The sequence below is a fragment of the Lentzea cavernae genome, from assembly GCF_014653695.1.
In the GTDB taxonomy this organism is placed as follows: domain Bacteria; phylum Actinomycetota; class Actinomycetes; order Mycobacteriales; family Pseudonocardiaceae; genus Lentzea; species Lentzea cavernae.
Genome location: NZ_BNAR01000016.1, coordinates 18,256 through 40,260, shown reverse-complemented (window position 1 = coordinate 40,260; position 22,005 = coordinate 18,256). Strand labels below are relative to the sequence as shown.

At 69.4% G+C, this 22,005-nt stretch carries 19 protein-coding genes; 10 read left to right on the top strand and 9 right to left on the bottom strand.

Annotation, left to right across the window (positions count from 1 at the left end; genetic code table 11):
• Positions 1–8 precede the first annotated feature (8 nt).
• Together IE307_RS36805 and IE307_RS36800 are read left to right on the top strand one after the other, a co-directional pair.
• Positions 9–1,085, top strand: a complete 1,077-nt coding sequence (locus IE307_RS36805; RefSeq protein ID WP_191304076.1) for an epoxide hydrolase family protein — start codon at positions 9–11, stop codon at positions 1,083–1,085.
• 31 nt (positions 1,086–1,116) lie between these two features.
• Positions 1,117–3,723 carry an AfsR/SARP family transcriptional regulator gene (locus tag IE307_RS36800; protein ID WP_191304075.1) on the top strand — a complete coding sequence of 869 codons (2,607 nt, stop codon included), beginning with the start codon at positions 1,117–1,119 and terminating at the stop codon, positions 3,721–3,723.
• Here the strand turns inward: IE307_RS36800 and IE307_RS36795 are convergent.
• From IE307_RS36795 to IE307_RS36780, 4 genes are all read right to left on the bottom strand, one after another.
• Entirely contained in the window at positions 3,703–5,250 is a 1,548-nt protein-coding gene (locus IE307_RS36795) for an outer membrane protein assembly factor BamB family protein (RefSeq protein ID WP_191304074.1), read from the bottom strand. The two genes, IE307_RS36800 and IE307_RS36795, sit on opposite strands and share 21 nt — an antisense overlap.
• Positions 5,251–5,324: 74 nt before the next feature.
• Positions 5,325–6,356 carry an alpha/beta hydrolase gene (locus IE307_RS36790; RefSeq protein WP_191304073.1) on the bottom strand — a complete coding sequence of 344 codons (1,032 nt, stop codon included), beginning with the start codon at positions 6,354–6,356 and terminating at the stop codon, positions 5,325–5,327.
• 45 nt (positions 6,357–6,401) lie between these two features.
• Positions 6,402–6,761 (bottom strand): hypothetical protein, encoded by a 360-nt coding sequence (locus IE307_RS36785; RefSeq protein WP_191304072.1) that lies wholly within the window; start codon positions 6,759–6,761, stop codon positions 6,402–6,404.
• 49 nt (positions 6,762–6,810) lie between these two features.
• A complete protein-coding gene (locus tag IE307_RS36780) occupies positions 6,811–7,584 on the bottom strand; it encodes a TetR/AcrR family transcriptional regulator (RefSeq protein ID WP_191304071.1) in 774 nt (257 codons plus the stop codon).
• 79 nt (positions 7,585–7,663) lie between these two features.
• On the opposite strand from IE307_RS36780, the gene IE307_RS36775 reads away from it, so the two are divergent.
• Both IE307_RS36775 and IE307_RS36770 read left to right on the top strand, forming a co-directional pair.
• Positions 7,664–9,922 carry an ATP-binding cassette domain-containing protein gene (locus IE307_RS36775; protein ID WP_191304070.1) on the top strand — a complete coding sequence of 753 codons (2,259 nt, stop codon included), beginning with the start codon at positions 7,664–7,666 and terminating at the stop codon, positions 9,920–9,922.
• Positions 9,919–10,701 (top strand): siderophore-interacting protein, encoded by a 783-nt coding sequence (locus tag IE307_RS36770; protein WP_229905449.1) that lies wholly within the window; start codon positions 9,919–9,921, stop codon positions 10,699–10,701. Before IE307_RS36775 ends, IE307_RS36770 begins: the two co-directional genes overlap by 4 nt.
• A gap of 80 nt (positions 10,702–10,781) precedes the next feature.
• On the opposite strand, the gene IE307_RS36765 is transcribed toward IE307_RS36770, so the two are convergent.
• Positions 10,782–11,141, bottom strand: a complete 360-nt coding sequence (locus IE307_RS36765; protein ID WP_191304069.1) for a class I SAM-dependent methyltransferase — start codon at positions 11,139–11,141, stop codon at positions 10,782–10,784.
• A 61-nt stretch (positions 11,142–11,202) separates the two neighbouring features.
• Positions 11,203–11,529: a methyltransferase family protein gene (locus IE307_RS36760; protein ID WP_191304068.1), complete on the bottom strand. Its 327-nt coding sequence runs from the start codon at positions 11,527–11,529 to the stop codon at positions 11,203–11,205.
• 186 nt (positions 11,530–11,715) lie between these two features.
• Here IE307_RS36760 and IE307_RS36755 point away from each other — a divergent pair, with 186 nt between their 5' ends.
• The 5 genes from IE307_RS36755 to IE307_RS36735 are packed head-to-tail and all read left to right on the top strand — an operon-like array spanning position 11,716 to position 18,035.
• A complete protein-coding gene (locus tag IE307_RS36755) occupies positions 11,716–12,630 on the top strand; it encodes an ABC transporter permease (protein ID WP_229905448.1) in 915 nt (304 codons plus the stop codon).
• Positions 12,627–13,616 carry an ABC transporter permease gene (locus IE307_RS36750; RefSeq protein ID WP_191304067.1) on the top strand — a complete coding sequence of 330 codons (990 nt, stop codon included), beginning with the start codon at positions 12,627–12,629 and terminating at the stop codon, positions 13,614–13,616. Before IE307_RS36755 ends, IE307_RS36750 begins: the two co-directional genes overlap by 4 nt.
• 14 nt (positions 13,617–13,630) lie before the next feature.
• A complete protein-coding gene (locus tag IE307_RS36745; protein ID WP_191304066.1) occupies positions 13,631–15,301 on the top strand; it encodes an ABC transporter substrate-binding protein in 1,671 nt (556 codons plus the stop codon).
• Complete coding sequence (locus IE307_RS36740; protein WP_191304065.1) at positions 15,298–16,827, top strand: ABC transporter ATP-binding protein; 1,530 nt, start codon at positions 15,298–15,300, stop codon at positions 16,825–16,827. The genes IE307_RS36745 and IE307_RS36740 overlap by 4 nt, the downstream gene beginning before the upstream one ends.
• A complete protein-coding gene (locus IE307_RS36735) occupies positions 16,824–18,035 on the top strand; it encodes an FAD-binding protein (RefSeq protein WP_191304064.1) in 1,212 nt (403 codons plus the stop codon). The genes IE307_RS36740 and IE307_RS36735 overlap by 4 nt, the downstream gene beginning before the upstream one ends.
• Here the strand turns inward: IE307_RS36735 and IE307_RS36730 are convergent.
• Entirely contained in the window at positions 17,999–18,580 is a 582-nt protein-coding gene (locus tag IE307_RS36730; RefSeq protein WP_191304063.1) for an SRPBCC family protein, read from the bottom strand. The two genes, IE307_RS36735 and IE307_RS36730, sit on opposite strands and share 37 nt — an antisense overlap.
• Positions 18,573–19,079, bottom strand: coding sequence for a winged helix-turn-helix domain-containing protein (locus IE307_RS36725; RefSeq protein WP_229905447.1), 507 nt, complete (start codon positions 19,077–19,079; stop codon positions 18,573–18,575). Before IE307_RS36725 ends, IE307_RS36730 begins: the two co-directional genes overlap by 8 nt.
• Before the next feature lie 95 nt (positions 19,080–19,174).
• Between IE307_RS36725 and IE307_RS36720 the strand changes: the two genes are divergently transcribed.
• Positions 19,175–21,304: an RICIN domain-containing protein gene (locus IE307_RS36720; protein WP_229905446.1), complete on the top strand. Its 2,130-nt coding sequence runs from the start codon at positions 19,175–19,177 to the stop codon at positions 21,302–21,304.
• Positions 21,305–21,619: 315 nt separating this feature from the next.
• Here the strand turns inward: IE307_RS36720 and IE307_RS36715 are convergent, their stop codons facing one another.
• On the bottom strand, positions 21,620–21,946 hold the full coding sequence (locus tag IE307_RS36715; RefSeq protein WP_191304060.1) for a DUF6204 family protein: 327 nt from the start codon (positions 21,944–21,946) through the stop codon (positions 21,620–21,622).
• Between the last annotated feature and the right edge of the window lie 59 nt (positions 21,947–22,005).

The window sequence follows — 22,005 nt, the reverse complement described above, 5'->3', positions numbered from 1 at the left end:
TCAGAGCCATGAAGCCATTCGAGATCAACATTCCCCAGTCCGACGTCGACGACCTGCACCGCCGTCTCGACCAGACCCGCTGGCCGGTCGACCCCGAAGGCGCGAGCTGGGCCCAGGGAACGCCCCAGGCACGTCTGAGGGACCTCGTCCAGCACTGGCGCGACTTCGACTGGCGCGAACAGGAGCGGCGGCTCAACAAGATCCCGCAGTTCGTCACCGAGATCGACGGCACCCGGCTGCACTTCCTGCACGTCGTCAGTGCCAACGAGAACGCAGAACCGCTGCTGCTCACCCACGGCTGGCCGACGACCTGCTTCGCGTTCGAGCAGATGGTCGAACCGCTCAGCCGCGACTTCCACCTAGTGATCCCGTCGGTGCCCGGTTTCGGCTTCTCCGGTCCCACCCTGGAGCTGGGCTGGACCATCACGCGTGTGGCGGACATGTACGCCGAGCTGATGAAGCGCCTGGGCTACGACCGGTACGTCGCGCACGGCTTCGACTACGGCGCCATGCTCACCCGGCAGCTCGGCCTGCGGGACGAGGTGAGGGCCGTGCACCTCAACCAGATCTTCTCCGCGGGGGTCACCCAGGAGACGGCGGACATGGAGGTCGAGGCCGAGCGCAGGTCCGTGGAAAAGGCCTACCGGTACGACTTCGAGCAGTTCGCTTACGTCGCGATGCAGAGCACGCGGCCGCAGTCGGTCGCCCACGCGCTCACCGACTCACCGGTCGCGCAGCTGGAGTGGATCGAGTGGGCGTTCCACACGTGGAGCGACCCGGACATCGGGGTACCCCTCGACGCGTTGCTGACGAACGCGTCGATCTTCTGGTTCACCCGGACCGCGGGCTCGTCGGCGCGCTACTACCAGGAGGGCTACGAGACGTGGGGCGAGCTGGAGCCGCACTCCACCACGCCGACGTCGGTGGCGGTGTTCCCGCACGACGCGGGCGTGCCGATCCGGCGGATGGCCGAACGCAACCACAACATCGTGCGCTGGAAGGAGATGCCGCGAGGCGGCCACTTCGCGGCGATGGAGGTGCCGGAGCTGATGGTGCGCGAACTGCGAGACGCGTTTCTTTTGTGAGGCTGCCGCTGGAGCGGCTACGGTGATCACCGTGCGCTTCACGCTCTTCGGCGGGGTCTCGGCACGGACGGGCGACCGCACCACCGAGTTCGGTCCCACCCGGCCGGGAGCCCTGCTGGGCGCGCTGCTCGCCGACGCGGGTCAGGTGGTGAGCGCGGAGGAACTGGTCGACCGCGTGCTGGGTGACGCTCCCCCGCCGCGGGCCCGCGCGATGATCCAGACGTGGCTGACGAGGCTGCGCCAGACGTTGCCGGGCCTCATCGAACGCGACCGCGACGGGTACGTGGTGCGGGTCGATCCGCTGGAGGTCGACCTGCACCTGTTCCGGCACCTGGTCGAGGAGGGGCGGACCGCGGAGGCCCTGCCGCTCGTCCAGGGCGATCTGCTGTCCACGGTGAACACGTCGTGGGCGCGGCAGCGGCGCGCGGACTTCGCGGACGAGCTCCTCGCCGCCCGCCTCGGCCACGTCGACGAGAGGCTGGCCGGGGGCGAGCACGCGGACCTGGTGCCCGAACTGCACGCGCTCGCCGCCGAACGGCCGCTGGACGAGCGGATCGCCGCCCAGCTGATCGAGGCGTTGCACGGCAGCGGACGCGCGGCGGAGGCGTTGCGGCACTTCAAGGTCGTGCGTGCACGCCTGGCCGACGAGCTGGGCGCCGAACCGTCCCGGCACCTCGCGACCCTGCACCGGCGCCTGCAGGCCGCCTCGGCGCCGCGCCAGCTGCCGGCCGCGCCGAAACCGTTCACCGGCAGGGCCCTGGAGCTCGCGGAGCTCGACCAGGCGCCGACCGGCGTCGTGGTCATCACCGGCACCGGCGGCGTCGGCAAGACCTCGCTGGCCGTGCACTGGGCGCACCAGGCGGCGGAACGGTTCCCGGACGGCCAGCTCTACGTGAACCTGCACGGGTTCGGCCCGAGCGGCGCGGCGGTCAGTCCCGGGGACGCGCTGCTGAGGTTCCTCTCGGCGCTCGACGTGCCGCGCGCCCAGGTGCCGCACGACCTCGCGGGCCAGTCGGCGTTGCTCAGGGACGCGCTGGCGGACAAGCGGGTGCTCATGGTGCTGGACAACGCCACGGACACCGAGCAGATCGAGCCGTTGCTGCCGCGCACGCCCAACACGCACGTGGTGATCACGAGTCGCACGGCGCTGAGACCCGCGCACGCCAAGGCCTTGCCGCTCGGACTGCTGCCGCCCGACGACGCCCGCGAGCTGCTGGCCTCCCGCATCGGGCACGACCGGGCGCGGGCCGAACCGGACGCGGTCGACACCGTGGTCCGCCGCTGCGCCCGCCTGCCGCTGGCGCTCGCGGTGGCCGGCGCCCGCGCCGCGACGCAGCCGGAGTTCCCGCTGGCGGCGCTGGCGGACGAGCTGGCCGACCTCGACGCGTTCGCCGACGACGATGACGTCACCGCCGACCTGCGCTCGGTGTTCTCCCACTCCTGCAAGGCGTTGAGCCCGGCGGCGCTGCGGCTGTTCCGGTTGCTCGGCCTGATCCCGGGTTCCGACATCAGTCTCGCCGGAGCCGCGTCACTGGCCGGGCTCGCCCAGCACGAGACGGCGGCGCTGCTCGCGGAACTGGCCAGGGCCAACCTGATCGACGAACCCGAACCCGGCCGGTTCACCTGCCACGACCTGCTGCGCGACTACGCGGCCGAACTGGCCCTCGACAGCGAACGCGACGAGGCGCTCAACCGGTTTCTCGACCACCTCGCGCTCACCGGCGTCGAGGCCGGCGTCGTCTACACCCCGAGCCGCCACCGCCCCTCCACCCCGGACCCGGCACCGGGCGTGGTGGTCGGTCGGTTCGGCACGCACGAGGAAGCGCTGGCGTGGCTCATGACCGAGCACCCGGCGCTGATGGCGGCGATGCCCCACGGCACGGCGGCGCAGACGTGGCTCATGGGCTGGTCGCTCGCCGACGCACTCGACCGGCAGGCCCGCTACCGCGACCTCCTGACGTCCCAACAGCTCGCGGCCGCCGCCGTGCAACGGCTCGACGACGTCGACGCCCTCGGCCGCACGCTGATCAACCTGGGCCGCAGCCTGAGCCGCACGGGCAGGCCCGACGAGGCCACCGCGGCGCTGCGCCGCGCGTTCGACATCTACGACGGCAACCCGGCGGGCCAGGCCGAGGTGCTGCTGAACATCGCGATGCTGTGCCCGGACGACAGGATCGGCGAGGCGATGGAGCACACCCGGCGCGGGCTCGCGCTGTTCGAGCAGTGCGGGGACGAATACGGTCAGGCCAACGCGCTGACCGGGCTCGCCTGGGGCCACGGCAAGCTCGGCGAGTACGCGCGGACCGTGGAGTACGCCGAACGCGCGATGCGGATGTGGCGGGCGATGGACCACCTGATCGGCCAGGCCGAGGCGTGGGACAACCTGGGCACCGGCCACCTCGGCCTGGGCGATCACGTGAAGGCCGTGGAGGCGTTCACCCTGTCCTCCGAGATGTTCCGGCTCGGCGGCGACCTCAAGCTCGAAGCCGGTGCGTGCGAACAGCTCGGCGACGCCCACGCTGCCGCGGGTGCCGCCGAGCAGGCTCGTCAGGCCTGGCAGAAGGCCGTGGAACTGCGCACGCGGGCAGGACTTCCGGCCGACCACGTGCGCGCGAAGCTACAAGCCGAAGGCGAGTAGCACGTGGCCGTGCGGGTTCACGAACCCCGACGAGTAACCCGACTGCACGTAGACCATGCCGTCGGACACCACCGCGCCCGCGCCCGGACCTGCCAGCACACCACCGCGACCGGTCAGCCCGTTGACACCGCGAACGTCCTGAACGGTGTCGTAGGACCAGATGATCTTGCCCGTCCTGGCGTCGTACGCGCGGAACTTGCCGTCGAGAGCACCCAGCCACACCACACCGGGTGAGCTGGACACGGGCAGGCCGTGCGCCTGGTAACAACCGGGCTGGCCCGCGGCGCCACCGGTGGAACAGCCGTCGGCGGGTGCCGGCGTCTCCCACAGGACGTCACCCGTGGCGGGGTCCACCGCGAACAGCTTGCCGGGATCGGCGTAGTAGGTCGCGATGTAGAGCCGCTTGCCGTCGTAGCTCGAGCCCCACTGGATGCCCGAGATGCCACCGCTGGGCAGCGGCACGCCGAGCTGACGACGCCACACGACCTGCCCCGTCGAGGCGTCGAACACGTGGTACACACCGGACTTCTGCCCCACGCCGACGAGCTGCCTGCCGTTCACGCTGAACAGGTTCGGCGTGGCACCGATGTCGTAGTCGAGGTTGGTGCCGTCCTTGAGCCCCGGGCAGTAGCCCTCGGCGTCGGGCTGGTTGCACGCGTCGCGCCAGGTGTCGGCGTCGGTGACCTGGTTGGTCCACCTCACCGCGCCGGTGCGGGCGTTGAGCGCCAGCAGCGAGTCGAACTCGCCGCCCTTGCCCGTGTAGTTCTGTCCCGTGCCGACGTAGAGCGTGCCGGTCCTGCGGTCGATCACCGGCGAGCTCCACACGCCGACGCCGGACGGCTCGAACCGCTTGGCGCCGTTGGGCCACGTGCCGACCTGGACCGGCTCCGGCACCGTGTAGTGGCGCCAGACCAATGCGCCGGTGTCGATGTCGAACGCGTCGATGTGACCCCGGAACGTGCAGCAGTCGTGAGTGTTCGGCAGGGTGTTCTCGGCGCTGGACGTGCCGACGTAGACCAGTCCGTTGTGGACGATCGGGGAGCTGGTGGTCATCGACGCGATGCCCGTGTCGAGCTGCACCTGCCACTTCAGGCGCCCGGTGCGCTGGTCGAGCGCGAAGAACCTGCTCGCGCTGTCGCCGAAGAACACCTTGCCGTCGGCCACCGTCGGGCCGTCGGAGTTGAACGCGTACCGGTTGCCCTGCGGGAGCGCGTACTCCCACCTGGCACGGCCGGTGCGCGCGTCACGGGCGTAGAACTTCCCGTCGGGACCACCGAAGTAGATCGTGTCCCCCACCACGGCGGGCTGGCTGCGCACGCCGTTGTAGTCGCCCTTGGGGTAGGCGAACGCCCACTTGAGCTTCAGCTTGCCGGCGTTTCCCGCGTTGATGCGCCATTCCGCGGCCTGGTGCCGCGACCCGTTGAGGTCCTTCTGCCACCCGGACCAGTCCCCGCCGGAGTGCGCGGTGGCGGGCGAGGCGGTCAGCACCACTAGCGCCGCAGTGAGCAGCGCGGTCGTCTTGAGCATGGAATTTTCCCCCTTCCGCCACCAGACTGGCAGTGGCGGAAAGGGGACACGTCCCCCCAAAGTCTCTTCGAGGCCTAACCGATCGGTTGATGCGTCACGACGTCGACACCCGGACGGCCCCGGCTGACGACCGGGTTCCAGCGGCCGTTGAGGTACTGCTGGAAGAACGCCGGGACGTACGTCGTCGCGATCTTCCGCTGCTGCTCGGGGGTCAGCGCGGTGGCCGGGCAGGTGCTGTCGTCGTCGTAGGACCATTCGGTGTTGAAGTAGTTGTGGTTGGCGTTCTTCGGTGTGACGGCGTGGATCGGGACGACGTTGCGGCCCTTGGCGTTCTCGATGAACGTGCCGCCGCTGACGGCGCCGTCGCAACTGCCGGTCATGGCCGCGAACGGGATCCTGGTGATGCGGTAGTCGAGGTTCTCCGGCGCTTCCGGATCGGGCGCGTAGTAGTCGGCGGGCGCCAGCGGGAGCACGGCCCTGATCCTCACACCGGAGGGCAGTTCGCCGACGTGCTCGTCCGACGCCTGGTACACCGCGCCGCGGCCACCGCGCGAATGGCCGAGCGTGCCGACGTTGGTGAGGTCGACGTGCCCGCGGAACCCGGCCAGCTTCAACGGCCCCTTGCCGTCGTTGAGGTCACGCCACAGCTCCAGGTGCTTGCTCATCACCGCGGCCCTGGCCACGTCCGCGATCTCGCCCATCTCACCCGCGTTGACGCCGTTCACGCTCACCGACACGACCACGAAACCCTGCCGTGCCAGCTCTTCGGCGAGGTAGTCGTACCCGCGGTAGCTCGGGAACGCGTCCCCCGCAGGACACGGCCAGGCCCACTGGTCGTTCGCGCACGGCTTCCAGTAACCGTGCGCGAGCAACACCAGCGGGCGCTTGCCGACGAGCGTGCGCGGCGCGTGCACGACCGCGGTGAGCTCGAGGTCCGCGAGGGGGCCATCCGGTTCGGTGTGAAAGCCGGGCACCTGAAATGCCCGATCACCGAGCGAGTACTCGACCTTTCTGACTCCGGGGTCGTGAGCGGGGGCCGCGGAGGAGGTCGGCGCGGCCAGCACCATCGCCATCACGACGGCGGCCGCGGCTTTTCCGATAACCATGCGGTGATCTCATCGGGAAGTTGTCGGGGTCTCGTGAGCGGCGTGTCACGGTTCTGCCACAGCGAAGTGGCCGGCGAACCCGGCGAACCGCTCCGCCAGCGGCCCGGCACCGTCGTTCAGCTCACGCCACAGCTCGTGGTGCCGTCGCAGCGACGAACGATCGGCAACCAGCACCACCACGGCTCCCCGGTGCACCAGCTGCCCGGCCGCGAGGTCGTGGGTGAGCACCAGCGGGAGAACGCCGACGAGCGTGCGCGGCGCGTGCACCACCGCGACGAGGTCGCCGACCTCGTACTTCATCGTCGTGGTCGCGGGGCGGTGATCGTCCTGCGAGGGGGCGGCCGCCGTGCTCGGTGCCGTCAGCACCAGGGCGCACGCGACCGCAACAAGGACTCTGCCGAACACCATGGGCACGATCTCACCGAGCCCATGTGCGGTGAACGTCCGGACCATGTCACGGTTTCGCTACAGCGCCCTCGACACCGTCGAGAAGAACTTTCAACCCACCGCGGAAGTTCTCGACCGCGTCGTTCTCCAGATACGGCAGTTCTGGATCGATCGGCTCTCGATCGTTCTCCAGGACGTGCAGCATCGGGAACTTCTTCTCGAGATCGGGCTCGATCTCCACCAGCACGGCCGACCTCGCGTACCACCACTCCTCGTCGGCCTCCCCGGTCGCGCCTCCCGCGGCACGGGCCTCGGCGACGGTCTGCGCCGCACCGCGCACGAAGTAGTTGACGGCGCCGACGATGCCGCGCAGCTCCCGGCCGGGCAGACCGGTCGACACGAGGATCGCGGCCAGCGCCTCGGTCACCGCGAACTCGTGCGGGCCGAGCACCGGACGCGCCTGCGACACCTGCAGCACCCACGGATGACGGCAGTAGCACTCCCACATGTCGTGCGCCCACCTCGTCGCGGCCGCGCGCCAGCCGTCGTCGAGCGGGTACGACGTGGGCAGCTCGGCCATCGTGCGGTCGTACATCAGGTCGACCAGCTCGTTCTTGCCCGGCACGTACGTGTAGAGCGCCATGGCCGTGCGCCCGAGCTTCTCGCCCACCGCGCGCATCGAGAACGCCATGCCGTGCTCGTCCGCGACCTCGATGGCGGCGTCGACGATCGCGTCCACGCTCAGTCCGGGCTTCGGACCGGGGCGGTTCTCCTCGGCCGATCGCCGCCAGAGCAGCTCGATGGAGCGGCGTGGGTCGCCCTGACCTGCGTAGACGACCACGGTTGCGACTCCTTACAACGTAAAGTAACCTCGTTCGGTCGATACTTTACGGCATAAACAATCTCTTGGGGGAAGCAGCGTGAACGCTGTCGCGGACAGCCATGACGTGATCCAGGTCAGAGGAGCGAGGGAGAACAACCTCGCGGACGTGTCACTCGACGTCCCCAAGCGCCGCCTGACGGTCTTCACCGGCGTGTCCGGCTCCGGCAAGTCCTCGCTCGTGTTCGGCACGATCGCCGCCGAGTCGCAGCGCATGATCAACGAGACCTACACCGCGTTCCTGCAGTCCTTCATGCCCTCGATCGGGCGCCCGGACGTCGACGCGCTGCACAACCTGAGCGCGGCGATCATCGTCGACCAGGAGCGCATGGGCGCGAACTCCCGGTCCACCGTCGGCACCGCCACCGACGCCCACACGATGCTCCGGATCGTGTTCAGCCGCCTCGGCGAACCGCACGTCGGCACGTCCGGCGCGTTCAGCTTCAACCTGCCCGAGGGCATGTGCCCGGCCTGCGAAGGCCTGGGCAAGGTCACCACCATCGACGTGGACGCCATCGTCGACAGGACGAAGTCGCTGAACGACGGCGCGATCGACGCCCCGAACTACGCCGTCGGCTCCTGGTACTGGCAGGTCCTCGCGAACTGCGGCCTCTACCCCGCCGACCAGCCGATCAGCACGTTCACCGAACAGCAGCTGCACGACTTCCTGTACAAGCCGACGACGAAGCTGACCATCGGCGGCAGCAACATCACCTACGACGGACTGATCGCCAAGCTGCAGCGCACCGTCCTGTCGAAGGACCGCGAGTCGATGCAACCGCACATCCGCGCGTTCGTCGACAAGGCCGTCACGTTCGCCACCTGCCAGGACTGCCGGGGCGCCCGCATCAACCAGGCCGCGCTGAACTCGAGGATCCGCGGCGCGAACATCGCCGACTGCTGCGCCATGCAGATCAGCGACCTCGCGAAGTTCGTGCACGCCATCGACGACCCGTCCGTCGCGCCGCTGCTCGCCACCCTGCGCGGCACACTCGACTCACTGGTCGAGATCGGCCTCGGGTACCTCTCGCTCGACCGCGAGTCCGGCACGCTGTCCGGCGGCGAGTCCCAGCGCGTGAAGATGGTGCGCCACCTCGGATCGTCGCTCACCGACATCACCTACGTGTTCGACGAACCGACTGTCGGCCTGCACCCGCACGACATCCAGCGGATGAACGACCTCCTGCTCCGCCTGCGGGACAAGGGGAACACCGTCCTGGTCGTCGAGCACAAGCCGGAGACCATCGAGATCGCCGACCACGTCGTCGACCTCGGCCCCGGCGCGGGCGTCAACGGCGGCCACCTCTGCTACTCCGGTGACGTGGAGGGACTGCGCGCGTCCGGCACGCTCACCGGCCGCCACCTCGACCACCGGGCCAAACTCCGCTCGGAGTTCCGCTCCCCCAAGGACTTCCTGACGATCAGCGGCGCCAGCACCAACAACCTCAAGGACGTCTCCGTCGACCTCCCGCTCGGCGTGCTGACCGTAGTCACCGGCGTCGCGGGCTCCGGCAAGTCGTCGCTGGTCCACGGCTCGTTGCGGGGCCGCAAGGACGTCGTCACGGTCGACCAGTCGCCGATCCGCGGCTCGCGCCGGTCCAACCCCGCCACCTACACCGGCCTGCTCGACTCGGTGCGGACCGCGTTCGCCAAGGCCAACGGCGTCAAGGCGGCGTTGTTCAGCGCGAACTCCGAAGGCGCCTGCGAGAACTGCAAGGGCATCGGGCTCGTCTACACCGACCTCGCCATGATGGCCGGCGTCGCCACGGTCTGCGAGAAGTGCGAGGGCAAGCGCTTCACCCCCGAGGTGCTGCGCTACACGTTGCGGGGCAAGAACATCAGCGAGGTGCTCGGCATGTCCGTCGCCGACGCCCGCGACTTCTTCCCGTCCGGCCAGGCCCGCGCGGTCCTGAGCCGCCTGCACGACGTCGGCCTGTCGTACCTCTCGCTCGGCCAGCCGCTCACCACGTTGTCCGGCGGTGAGCGCCAACGGCTCAAGCTCGCCATCCACATGGCGGAGAAGGCCTCCACGTACGTGCTGGACGAACCCACGTCCGGCCTGCACCTCGCGGACGTAGACCAGCTGCTCGGGCTCCTGGACCAGCTGATCGACGCCGGCAACACGGTGATCGTGATCGAGCACCACCTCGCCGTGATGGCGCACGCCGACTGGATCGTCGACATGGGTCCCGGCGCGGGCCACGACGGCGGCCAGGTCGTCTTCTCCGGCACCCCCGGCGACCTCGTGTCCACTTCGGACACCCTCACCGCCCGGCACCTGAAGGAGTACCTGTCGTGAGCCTGCTGACGGTGACCTCGATCGACCGCCTGACCCCGCGCATGACCCGCATGACGTTCACCGGCCCCGGACTCGACGAGATCGGGACCTGGCCGGACCAGCAGCTCAAGCTGCTGTTCCCCAGGCCCGGCGGGTCCGCGCACGTGTCGGACGCCCCGGACGTCGGCACCTGGTACCAGGCCTACCTCGCCATGCCCGAGGACGAACGCCCGTGGATGCGCAGCTTCACCGTCCGGTCGCTGGCCGACGGCGTGCTGACCGTGGACTTCGTGCTGCACGGCGACAACGGGCCAGCCTCGCGCTGGGCCGCACGCGCTCAGGCAGGCGACGTCCTCGGCCGGTTCGGGCCCTCCCCCGACTACGCCCGCCCGCTCGGCACCGCCGGCCTGCTGGTGCTCGCGGGCGACGAGACGGCGTTGCCCGCGATCACCTCCCTGCTGGAACTCCTGCCCTCGCACCAGCGACGACTGGTGTTCGTCGAGGTCGCGGATCCGGCGGAGGAACAGGACATTCCTGACGTGCGGTGGGTTCACCGCAGCGCCGGGGAGGACCTCGTCTCCGTGGTGAAGGCGGCCGAGATCGTCCCGCCGGCCTGGGTGTGGCTCGGCGGCGAGGCCTCCGCGGTGCGCGCGCTGCGCAGGCACTTCGTCGGCCTGGGTGTGTCCAAGAAGGACATCGAGTTCGCCGGCTACTGGCGGCGCGCGCTCACCCAGGACGACGCCCCGACCGCCGACGACCTCGCCGAGGCCCGGGAGAGGATCGCCGCGCTCAGCGAGTGAACTCCAGCAGGCTGCGCCCGTCGGTCACCCTGGTCACGGACCCCGCCGTTGGGATTCTTGAGACCCTCGGTCATGCCCACCTAAGTGCACGAGCATGACGAGGGCTTCACGGCAGGCGCACGGTCGATCGTCGCGACGCAACGGGCCAGGATCCGGTGCGCGTTCTCGTCGTTCCAGTTGTGCGAGACATCAGACAGCAGGAAGGCGTTCTCGAACAGCGATGGGCCGCAGAGCTGCCCGCAGGTCACCTCGGTGCGTCTTCGAGCCCTTGCGATGGAACAGCGCACGCGCACCGGCTGCGGTCTCGTCCAAGCGACCAAGTTGCCGCACACCCCAGGGTTGGCTTCAGGGGTCATGACGAGCAGGCTGCCGACATCAACGAGCACGCGGACCCCTGCCCAGTCGAAGCCCGCCACGGCCTGAGGGATCCAGTTGCTCATCTGGTCGTAGTGGACCGGGTGAGCCGGCGCACCGGCGTGAGCGCTGTGGAGTCGGCGCGCTCTACGACCGCCTGGTGGACACTGCGGTCAGCTTGACGAACGCCAGATCGGCGCGACCGGCGGCGGAGTCGTGGTGCAGCAGGTTGTTCAGGCCGTTGCCCGCGTCCGCACCGAGGAGCGCGCCGAAGCCGGTGGTGCGGTAGCCGGCATCTGTTCGTTCGGCCACACCCAGCGTCGTCAGGTGCGCCAGCAACAGGTGGAGAGCGAGCGGGTCGACCTCCAGTTCGAGCGCCAGGTCGTGGGCGGTGGCGGGCTCGTCGCGCAGGCGGTCCGGCAGCCCCAGGGTCACCGCGACCCGCAGCACCATCGGCGTGACCAGCCCGGACATCTGTCGAAGCCTTCGTGTCTCGGTGTCCACGCTCACCAACCCTGCCACCACGCGCAAACTTATTTCGGTCAACACTGAAGCAATAGTGTTAACAGCTTCTCAGCCAGTGGACGTGGACGACGCCGTCACTCGATCGGCTTACTGTGCGCCGCGACAGATCAACTGAAGCGAAGACAGGTCACGCAGTTGTCCACTCCCGTCGCGCGGTCGGTGCCCGCCGCGATCAGATCGGTGCTCGCCCGCGACCGCTGGGCGCTCGCCGGCACGGTCACCGTCGTGGTGATCGGCCTGGTCGCGATCTTCGCGAACGTCCTCACCGCCATCGAGGGCCACGACCCGTACACCTACGACGCCACCGCGCTCGACCCGAACACCGGTCTGCCGGCGGGGTCGTTCGGCGGGGTGAGCGCCGAGCACTGGTTCGGCGTCGAGCCGCTGACCGGCCGCGACCTGTTCGCGATCGTCGTGCACGGCGCGCGGACGTCGTTCCTGATCGGCCTGCTGGCCACGCTGGTGTCGATCGGTCTCGGCGTGCTGGTCGGCGCGGCCGCCGGGTACCTCGGCGGCTGGATCGACCGGGTCATCACCTGGAGCGCCGACGTGTTCCTCGGCTTCCCGTACCTGGTGTTCATGATCGCCCTGGGTGCGGTGGTGCCGGCCGAGTTCCCGCGGGCCCTGCTGCTGATCGTCGTGATCGGGTTCTTCGGGTGGCCGTCGACCGCGCGGATCGTGCGGGCACAGGTGCTCACGCTGAAGGAACGCAACTTCGTGAAGGCCGCGCGGGTGCTCGGGGCCTCGCCGTGGCAGGTGTTCCGCACCGAGCTGCTGCCGAACCTCTGGGGCCCGGTGCTGGTCATGGCAACGTTGTCAGTGCCCGGCAAGATCGGGCTGGAGGCCGCGCTGTCGTTCCTGGGCGTCGGCGTGCTGCCCCCGACGCCGAGCTGGGGCCGGTCCATCAGCGCCGCGATCGACTGGGTGAGCGTCGATCCCGCGTACCTGTTCTTCCCCGGCCTCGCGCTGTTCGCGGTCACCTGGGGCTTCAACGCGCTGGGCGACGGCCTGCGCGACGCGCTCGACCCGAGGTCGGTGACCCGCCGATGACCAAGCACGTCGCGGCCCGGCTGGGCGGCATGGTCCTCGTGCTGCTCATCGTGGCCTTCTGCACGTACGTCGTGTTCTACCTCGTGCCGTCGGATCCGGCCCTGCTGGCGTGCGGCAAGCCGTGCACGCCGGAGAACCTCGCGCTGGCGCGGGAGTTCATGGGCTTCGACGAGCCGTGGTGGCAGCAGTTCTTCACTTTCCTCGGCGGGATCTTCACCGGCCGCACGTTCGGCACGGGCGCGACCGCGATCCACTGCTCGGCGCCCTGCTTCGGCTACTCGTTCCGGCAGAACACCGACGTGCTGGAGCTGATCGCCGGACGGCTGCCGGTGACGTTCTCGCTCGCGATCGGCGCGGCGGTCCTGTGGGTCGGCGTGGGTGTCGCCGTGGGCGTGTACGCCGCGCTGCGCAAGGACTCCTGGTTCGACCGGGCCGCGCTGGCCGGGTCCGTGATCGGGGTGTCCGCGCCGGTGTACCTGGTGGGGCTGCTCGGGATCCTCGTGCTCGGGTTCCAGCTGAACGTGGTGCCGGTCGGCAACTACACGCCGTTCGCCGAGGACCCGGTGCGGTGGGCGTGGGGGCTGGTGCTGCCGTGGTGCGTGCTCGCGTTCGCGCACGGCGCCCACTACGTGAAGCTCACCCGCTCGCAGATGCTCGAGACGATGAGCGAGGACTTCATCCGCACCGCCCGCGCCAAGGGCGTGCCGGAGCGGACCGTCGTCGGCAAACACGCGCTGCGCAACGTGTTGCTGCCCGTCGTGACGCTGACCGGCATCGAGTTCGGCTCGCTGCTGGGCGGCGCGGTGATCACCGAACGCGTGTTCAGCCTGCCGGGTCTCGGCGGGCTGCTGATCGAGGCCGTGCACTCGCGTGACCTGCCGACGCTGCTCGGCTGCACCTTGTTCGCCGGTTTTCTCGTTGTCGTCGCCAACGCCGTCGTCGACCTGTCCTACGGCCTGCTCGATCCCCGAGCACGGCTCACCTGAGGGAGGAAAGTCCGTTGCCTGGCAAGAAACTTCTTGCGGTCGTGCTGATCGGTGCCCTGGGGGTGTCGGCGTGCGGCGCGAACGACCAGAAGCCCTCGGACGCCGCCGCGGCCAAGCCGGACAAGGGCGGCACGCTCCGCATCCTGTCCGAGTCGCGCACGATCAACTTCGACCCCGCCAAGTCCCAGAGCCTCGCGATCACGACGCTCGGCCTGGTGCACCGCAGACTGACCGGCTGGCAGAACGCCGTCGGGCAGCCCGCGAAGGTCGTGCCCGACCTCGGCGACACCGGCAAGACCACCGACGGCGGCAAGACCTGGACGTTCGTGCTGCAGGAGGGCCTGAAGTTCAGCGACGGCACCCCGATCACGTCCGCGGACGTGAAGTGGGGCGTCGAGCGCTCGTTCGCCCCGGCGTTCGGCGGCGGCCTCGGCTACCACAAGGACCTGCTGGGCGGCGCCGACTACAAGGGCCCGTTCGAGGGCAAGGAGCTCGACTCGATCGAGACGCCCGACGCGAAGACGATCACGTTCAAGCTGACCCGCCCGTACGGCGACTGGCCGTGGATCGCCTCCACGCCCGCGTTCGCGCCTGTGCCGAAGGGCAAGGGCGCCGAGGCGGACTACCAGGAGCACGCCATCGCGTCCGGTCCGTACCAGATCGCGACGTACTCCAAGGGCGTCGAGGTCAAGCTCTCGCGCAACCCGAACTGGGACGGCTCGAAGGACCAGGTCCGCGCCGGACTGCCCGACGACGTGGTGATCCAGCTCGGCCAGGACGCCTCCGTCGTCTCGCAGCGCCTCGCCGCGGACTCCGGTGACGACCAGTCCGCGTTCGGCGCGTCGTTCACCTCCCCCGCCCAGCTCGCGCAGCTGCAGGCCAACGCCTCGGCCAAGTCCCGCGTCGTGACGTCGAAGTCGGGCGCCATCGCCTACCTCGCGCTCAACACGCAGAAGGCGCCGCTGAACAACCCCAAGGTGCGCCAGGCGTTCCAGTACGCGGTGAACAAGTCCGCGTACCAGATCGCCTCCGCCGGCACGGCCGCGCTGGCCGGTGACGCCGCCACCACGCTGATCACGCAGGGCATCGAGGGCCGCGAGCAGTTCGACCTCTACCCGTCGAAGCCCGAGGGCGACCCCGAGAAGGCCAAGGCGCTGCTCGCCGAGGCCGGTTTCGCGAACGGTCTCGACGGACTCTCGCTGGTGCTGAACAAGTCCAACAACCAGACCGAGAAGGCCGAGGCCATCCAGGCGGCTCTGGCGCGCGCGAACATCAAGGTGAACATCCGGTCGCTGGAGGCCGACGCGTTCGAGACCGAGACGAACCTCTCGGACAACCCGACCTACGACCTCACCCTCTCGTCGTGGCAGCCGGACTTCCCCAGCGCCAACGCGAACATCCAGCCGTTGTTCGCCACCTCGGAGATCGGCAAGGGCGGCTACAACATCTCGCGGTACTCCAACCCCGAGGTGGACAGGCTGATCGAGGAGGCGCAGTCCACTGTGGACGCGACGGAGGCCGGCAAGAAGTGGGCCGCCATCGACAAGCGGATCCTCGAGGACTCGCCGGTCGTGCCGTTGATCTACACCCGCAACTCGTTCATCCACGGCTCGAAGGTCGGCAACTTCTTCATCGCCGACTTCCCCGCCTACCCGAACTACCTCCAGGTGGGTATCACCAAGTGAGTGCCCTGCTGTCCGTCGAGAACCTCTCGGTGGACTTCGGTTCCTCCCCGGCGGTCAGCGAGGTCTCGTTCTCGCTGGCCGCCGGGGAGGTGCTCGCCGTGGTCGGCGAGTCCGGCTCCGGCAAGACCGTGACCGCGATGTCGTTGCTCGGGCTGCTGCCCCCGACGGCGTCGGTGTCCGGGCGGGCCGTGCTGAACGGCCGCGAGCTGTACTCGCTGTCCCCCAGCGAGCTGCGCGAGGTGCGGGGCAACGAGGCCGGCATGGTGTTCCAGGAACCCATGAGCGCCCTCAACCCGGTCTTCACCATCGGCAGCCAGATCGTCGAGGCCGTGCGGGTGCACCGCGCGGTCTCGCGTGCGGAGGCCCGTTCCAGGGCGCTGGAGCTGCTGAAGCTCGTCGGGCTGCCTCCCGAGCGGTTCAAGGCCTACCCGCACGAGATGTCCGGTGGTCAGCTGCAGCGCGTGGTGATCGCGATGGCGGTGGCCAACGAGCCGTCGTTGCTGATCGCCGACGAACCGACGACCGCGCTGGACGTGACGGTGCAGGCCGAGGTGCTCGGGCTGCTGCGGGACCTGCGCGACCGGCTCGGCGTCGCGATCCTGCTGATCACGCACGACATGGGCGTGGTCGCGGACCTGGCGGACCGGGTCGTCGTGATGAACGCCGGCCGGGTCGTGGAGACGGGTCCGGTGCGGCAGGTCTTCGGGCAGCCCGCGCAGGAGTACACGCGCACGTTGCTCGACTCGGTGCTGCGGCTCGACTCCCGCGAACTGGCCGCGCGGACCGCCGAAGAGCCCGTCCTGGAGCTCTCGGACGTGTCCGTCACCTACGGCAAGTTCCGCGCGGTGTCCTCGGTCAGCCTGGAGATCGGGCGCGGTGAGACGCTCGGACTCGTCGGCGAGTCCGGCTCCGGCAAGTCGTCCCTGGCCGGGGCGATCACCGGCCTCACCCGCTACACCGGCCGCCTCGTGGTCGCGGGCAAGGAGGTCTCGCAGCTGCGCAAGGCCGACCGCGGCCGCATCGGGCTGGTGTTCCAGGACCCGCTGTCGTCGCTGAACCCCCGCGCCACGATCGCCCGCTCGATCGCGCAGCCGCTGGTGCTGCACACCTCGTTGCGCGGCCGTGAGCTGGCCGCGAAGGTCGACTCGCTGCTCGACGCCGTGCAGCTCTCCCCCGCGTTGCGCGACCGGTACCCGCACGAGCTGTCCGGCGGGCAGCGCCAGCGGGTCGGCATCGCCCGTGTCATCGCGCTGGACCCGGACCTGCTGATCGCCGACGAGCCGACCTCCGCGCTGGACGTGACGGTGCAGGCGCGGGTGCTGGACCTGTTCCGCTCGTTGCAGCGCGAACTGCGGTTCGCGTGCCTGTTCATCAGCCACGACCTGGCCGTCGTCCAGCACCTCGCCGACCGGGTCGCGGTGCTGCACCGGGGCGTCGTCGTGGAGGAGGGCACGTCGGTGTTCGCCGCGCCGCGGGACCCGTACACGCAACGCTTGCTGGCGTCGGCGCTTACCGTGTCGGTATGAGCACCAACTGGGCGGGCAACGTCACGTTCACCGCGGCCCAGGCCGTCACCCCGGCCTCGGCCGACGACCTGCGTGCGATCGTGAGGGGTTCGGCGGCCGTGCACGTCCTCGGGACGGGGCACTCGTTCAGCCCGATCGCCGACACGACCGGCACGCAGGTGTCGCTGTCGGCGATGCCCGAGGTCTTCGAGGTGTCCGGCCACACGGTCCGGGTGAGCGCGGGCATGACGCTCGCCGAGTTGTCCGTCCGGCTGGAGGCGGCCGGACTGGCGCTGCACACGCTGCCGTCGTTGCCGCACATCACGGTGGCCGGCGCGGTCACCACGGCCACCCACGGGTCCGGGAAGCGCTCGCTGGCGGGCGTCGTCCGGTCCGTCGAGGTCATGCGCGGGGACGGTTCGGTCGTCGAGCTGTCCTCCCCCGGCGCGGTCGTGTCGCTGGGCGGGCTGGGCGTGATCACGACCCTCACCCTGGACGTCGTGCCGTCGTTCCAGGTCGCGCAGACCGTCTACGAGGACGTCGCCTGGACGACGCTGCTCGTGAAGCTGGAGCAGATCTTCGACGGCGCGTACAGCGTGAGCGCGTTCGTCGACTGGCAGGGCGGCGCGACCCTGTGGACGAAGCACCGCGTGGGCGACGAGGAGTTCGCCTTCCCGGGGCGCCCGGCGACCGAGCCCGCCCACCCCGTGCCCGGTCAGCCCGCGTCGCGCTGCACGGTGCAGGGCGGCGTGCCCGGCCCGTGGCACGAGCGCCTGCCGCACTTCCGCGCCGAGTTCACCCCGTCCGTGGGCGAGGAGCTGCAGACCGAGTACTTCGTGCCGCGCACGCGCGCGGTGACGGCGTTGCGGGCGCTGGCCGAGATGTCCACGGTGATCTCACCGCTGGTGCAGACCTGCGAGATCCGCACGATCAACGGCGAGCCGCAGTGGCTGAGCCCCGCCTACGACCGCGACAGCCTCGCGATCCACTTCACCTGGGTGCCCGACACCCCGGCCGTGCTGCGGCTGCTGCCGCGCCTGGAGGAGGCGATCGCGCCGCGGCCGCACTGGGGCAAGCTCTTCACCGTGCCGCCGGCGCTGCTCGCCGCCCGCTACCCGCAGTGGGAGGCCTTCCGGGCCCTGCTCCGCGAGCACGACCCGAAAGGCGTCTTCCGCAACGACTTCCTGACCCGCTACTTCGGCTCGACGACCTCGGCCGGGCCCTTCTGACGCAGCGCCTCCAGCTCGGCGTCGGAGAACCCGTAGGTCGTCACGACGGTCATCTTGCCCGGGCTGACGACCAGGAGGCCTGGGCCCCACTCCTCCACCACGACGCCCCGCTGGTTCGCCGACTCGAAGAACGGCCTGCCGCCCACGCCGAGGTCGACCTCGGACGGCCAGAACAGCGTCCTGCGCTTCTCGCCGGGGTGGAACTCGTGGGCGAACTTGAGCTGGTGCAGGAACGTGATCCAGCCCTCGGTGATGTCCTCGTAGTAGTCGTCCCACTCGGGTGAGCTGCCCTTGGGCGCGCGGGTCAGCACGACGCGGGTGCCCTCGGGAACGGCGGTCAGCGCGAACGTGTCGTGGCCGTGGATGACCAGCGTGGTGCCGTCCTCCTCGGCGTTCTGGAAGTAGATGTGGTCGATCTCCGCGTCGAGCTCCGGGATGTCCCAGCCGTGCCAATGGCGCAGCTTCTCCCTGTCCCGGAACGACTCCCACACCTCCTCGACCGGCGCGGCAACGGTGATCTCGATCTTGATGGCGTCGTCACTCATCTGCTGCTCCGGGATGGCCCATGGCGACCACCCGGTACGGGCGGCCTGACTCGGTGTCGTACTTCAACGCGATCTGCCGCACCGCTTCGGCCAGGTCGCTGGTGAACTCGTGGACGGCGCCGGGCGCGCCGAAGCGGACCGTCGTCTCCACCGTGAACGTGAGCAAGCGCTTTCCGGCGTCGGCCGCGGCACTGGACATCCGGTCGACCTCGCGCGCCGTGTCCTGCGCGACCGACACGAGGTGCGTGGCGGCGAACTGGTCCTGCACGTCCGCGGCGATCTCGCGGCCCGGCTTCGCGCGCAGCACGCGTTCGACGCAGCCACGCCGCTGCCGCTCCTCGACCAGCTCGACGAGTCCTGCCTGCTCCAGGGCTCGCACGTGGTAGTTGACGCGCTGCCGGGGCAGGTCGAGCACCGCCGCGAGCTGCGTCGCCGAGGCAGGCGATTTCAGCAGCTCCAGCAGCGACAGGCGCAACGGCGACAGCTCCACGCCCAGCACGGTCCCATTTGACAAAATCATTTGTCAATACCGGAACGGGACCGGAAACAGTTAGGTTCGTTGACGGTTGCAACAAACCACCCCACCCTGTGACTGTGAGAACCCCCCTGCTGGTGGCAGCGTTGGCAGCAGCGGCGATCGTTCCTGTGTGGACGGTCGCGGCGCAGGCCGACGTGGTGCCCGGAACCGCTTATCAAGTGACGAACGTCGGCAGCGGAAAGTGCGTGGAGTCGCTGGGAACGGCCAACGGCGCACAGCTCCGCCAACAAGGATGCTCGGGACAGACCTGGAAGTTCACGCCCACGAGCGACGGCTACTTCACCGTCGGCGAGGGCCAGGTCTGGGACGTCTCGAACGTCTCCACCGCGGACAACGCGGCCGTCCACATGTGGCAGTCGTTCACCGCGAACAACCAGCAATGGCGCGCTGAACAGGTCGGCACGGACACCTACCGGTTCGTGAACCGCAACAGCGCGAAGTGCCTCGACGTGCCCGGCGCGTCCACGGGAGACGTGCAGCTGGTCCAGTACACCTGCAACGGGACCAACGCGCAGCTCTTCCGCCTCACCGGCGGCACGCAGCAGCCGGGCCAGCCGGACTTCGGCCCGAACGTGCTCGTCTTCGACCCGTCGATGCCCGCCGCCACCATCCAGGCGCGGCTCAACGACGTCTTCCGCCAGCAGGAACAGGGCCAGTACGACGCGCGCCGGTACGCGATCATGTTCAAGCCCGGCAACTACAACGTCGACGTCAACATCGGCTTCTTCACCCAGGTCCTCGGCCTCGGCCTGCTGCCCGACGGCGTGACGATCAACGGCCAGGTGCACGTCGAGGCCGACTGGTTCCAGGGCAACGCGACGCACAACTTCTGGCGCGGCGCGGAGAACCTCGCGATCCGTCCCCCGTCGGGCACCAACACGTGGGCCGTCTCCCAGGCGTCCGCCATGCGCCGCACCAAGACCTACGGCAACATGCAGCTCGACGACAACGGCTGGTCCAGCGGCGGTTTCCTCGCGGACTCCGTGGTGACGGGCCAGGTCCGCTCCGGTTCGCAGCAGCAGTGGCTGTCGCGCAACACCGAGTGGGGCTCGTGGACCGGCGAGAACTGGAACATGGTGTTCGTCGGCGCCCGCAACGCACCGCAGACCTCGTTCCCCGAACCGCCGTACACCACCGTCGCGCAGACCCCGGTCATCCGCGAGAAGCCGTTCCTGAACGTCGACGGCAGCGGCAACTACAACGTGTTCGTCCCCGCCCTGCGCTCCAACACCAGCGGCACCACCTGGGCCTCCGGCAACCAGCAGGGCACGAACATCCCCCTGTCGCAGTTCTACATCGCGAAGCCGGGCACCCCGGCCGCCACGATGAACGCGCAGCTCGCAGCCGGCAAGAACCTGCTCCTCACCCCGGGAATCCACCAGGTCTCGGAGCCCATCCGCGTCACCCGCCCCGACACCGTCGTGATGGGCCTGGGCCTCGCGACCGTCATGCCCACCAACGGCAACATGGCACTCGACGTGGCCGATGTGGACGGTGTGAAGATCGCCGGCCTGCTCATCGACGCCGCCCCGACCAACTCCCCGCTCCTGGCCCAGATCGGCGCGCCGGGCAGCAACGCCAACCACTCGGCCAACCCGACCTCGCTGCACGACGTGTACGCCCGCATCGGCGGCTCGGCCGTGGGCAGGGCCACCACCTCGTTGGTGGTCAACAGCCACAACGTGATCGGCGACCACCTCTGGCTCTGGCGAGGCGACCACTCCATCGGCGTCGGCTGGGACCTCAACACGGCCGACACGGGCCTGATCGTCAACGGCAACAACGTGACGATGTACGGCCTTTTCGTGGAGCACTACCAGAAGTACCAGACCATCTGGAACGGCCAAGGCGGCCGAACGTACTTCTACCAGAACGAAATGCCCTACGAGGTGCCCAACCAGGCAGCCTGGATGAACGGCTCAACCCGCGGCTACGCGGCCTACAAGGTCTCCAACAACGTCACGACCCATGAGGCGTGGGGCCTGGGCAGCTACGCCTTCATGAACGCGAACCCGTCCGTGGTCGCCGACCGCGCCTTCGAGGTGCCGAACACCCCCGGCGTGAAGTTCCACAGCATGGTGACCGTTTCCCTCGGCGGTAAGGGAACCATCCAGCGGATCATCAACAACTCGGGCGGCACGGCCACCGCCGGATCGACCGAGGCCTATCTGGCCAACTACCCGTGATGACGCACCCGCACGGATTCTGAACGAGCGTCCCCGTGCCCGGTCCGCATGGACAGGGCACGGGGATTCTTCTTGCGCCACAAGGCGTCCACCCCCGAAAGGCGACGAACGCACGCAAGGCGACCACCCCGCTGGAACAGCAACCAGCCAACGCAGCCGCACCCACGCGGTGCCAACCGGTCAGCCGACAACGCAAAGGCAACCTCGGACGAAACCTGGCGTGGCGATGCGCAGCGAGCCGTCCGAACTTCTGCCCGCTGGGCAGCGGTCCACCCCCGCCAAACCGGCGAAACCCCACGCAACCCGACCCCGGCGTCAGCCCAACCGCTTAGGCCGGTTGATCTTCATCTCATCCATGTCGGTGACCTTCGCCTTCAACCCCTGAAAGTCAACCCCCAAAGCATCAAGCGCAGCAGACGCACGCCGCAACCCAGCCTCATCCGGCTTCTCCGCAGCCGTCAACACGACCCGATAACTGAAAAAATCCAGCTTCTCGTCATAAGTCAGCGCACCCTCGTCGCTGAACCCCGCATCACGCAGGAAGTCGAACCCCTTCAACCGCTCCTGCAACGAAGCACGCTGGTCAGCGGTGAGGTCCGCGAAGCGTCCGCGGACGAGTACCCGGTAGGTGTGTTCAGCCACGAGCGAAGATGCTCCCTGATCGCCCGCAGATCTGGCGAACGATTTCCCGAGTGCGAAAC

What these genes read in the sequence shown, in the direction of transcription:
- IE307_RS36760 (WP_191304068.1), bottom strand. Translation starts at nt 11,529, where the DNA reads ATGTCCGGGCTGGTCACGCCGATGGTGCTGCGGGTCGCGGTGACCCTG.
- IE307_RS36750 (WP_191304067.1), top strand. Translation starts at nt 12,627, where the DNA reads ATGACCAAGCACGTCGCGGCCCGGCTGGGCGGCATGGTCCTCGTGCTG.
- IE307_RS36730 (WP_191304063.1), bottom strand. Translation starts at nt 18,580, where the DNA reads ATGAGTGACGACGCCATCAAGATCGAGATCACCGTTGCCGCGCCGGTC.
- IE307_RS36735 (WP_191304064.1), top strand. Translation starts at nt 16,824, where the DNA reads ATGAGCACCAACTGGGCGGGCAACGTCACGTTCACCGCGGCCCAGGCC.
- IE307_RS36790 (WP_191304073.1), bottom strand. Translation starts at nt 6,356, where the DNA reads ATGGTTATCGGAAAAGCCGCGGCCGCCGTCGTGATGGCGATGGTGCTG.
- IE307_RS36795 (WP_191304074.1), bottom strand. Translation starts at nt 5,250, where the DNA reads ATGCTCAAGACGACCGCGCTGCTCACTGCGGCGCTAGTGGTGCTGACC.
- IE307_RS36805 (WP_191304076.1), top strand. Translation starts at nt 9, where the DNA reads ATGAAGCCATTCGAGATCAACATTCCCCAGTCCGACGTCGACGACCTG.
- IE307_RS36765 (WP_191304069.1), bottom strand. Translation starts at nt 11,141, where the DNA reads ATGAGCAACTGGATCCCTCAGGCCGTGGCGGGCTTCGACTGGGCAGGG.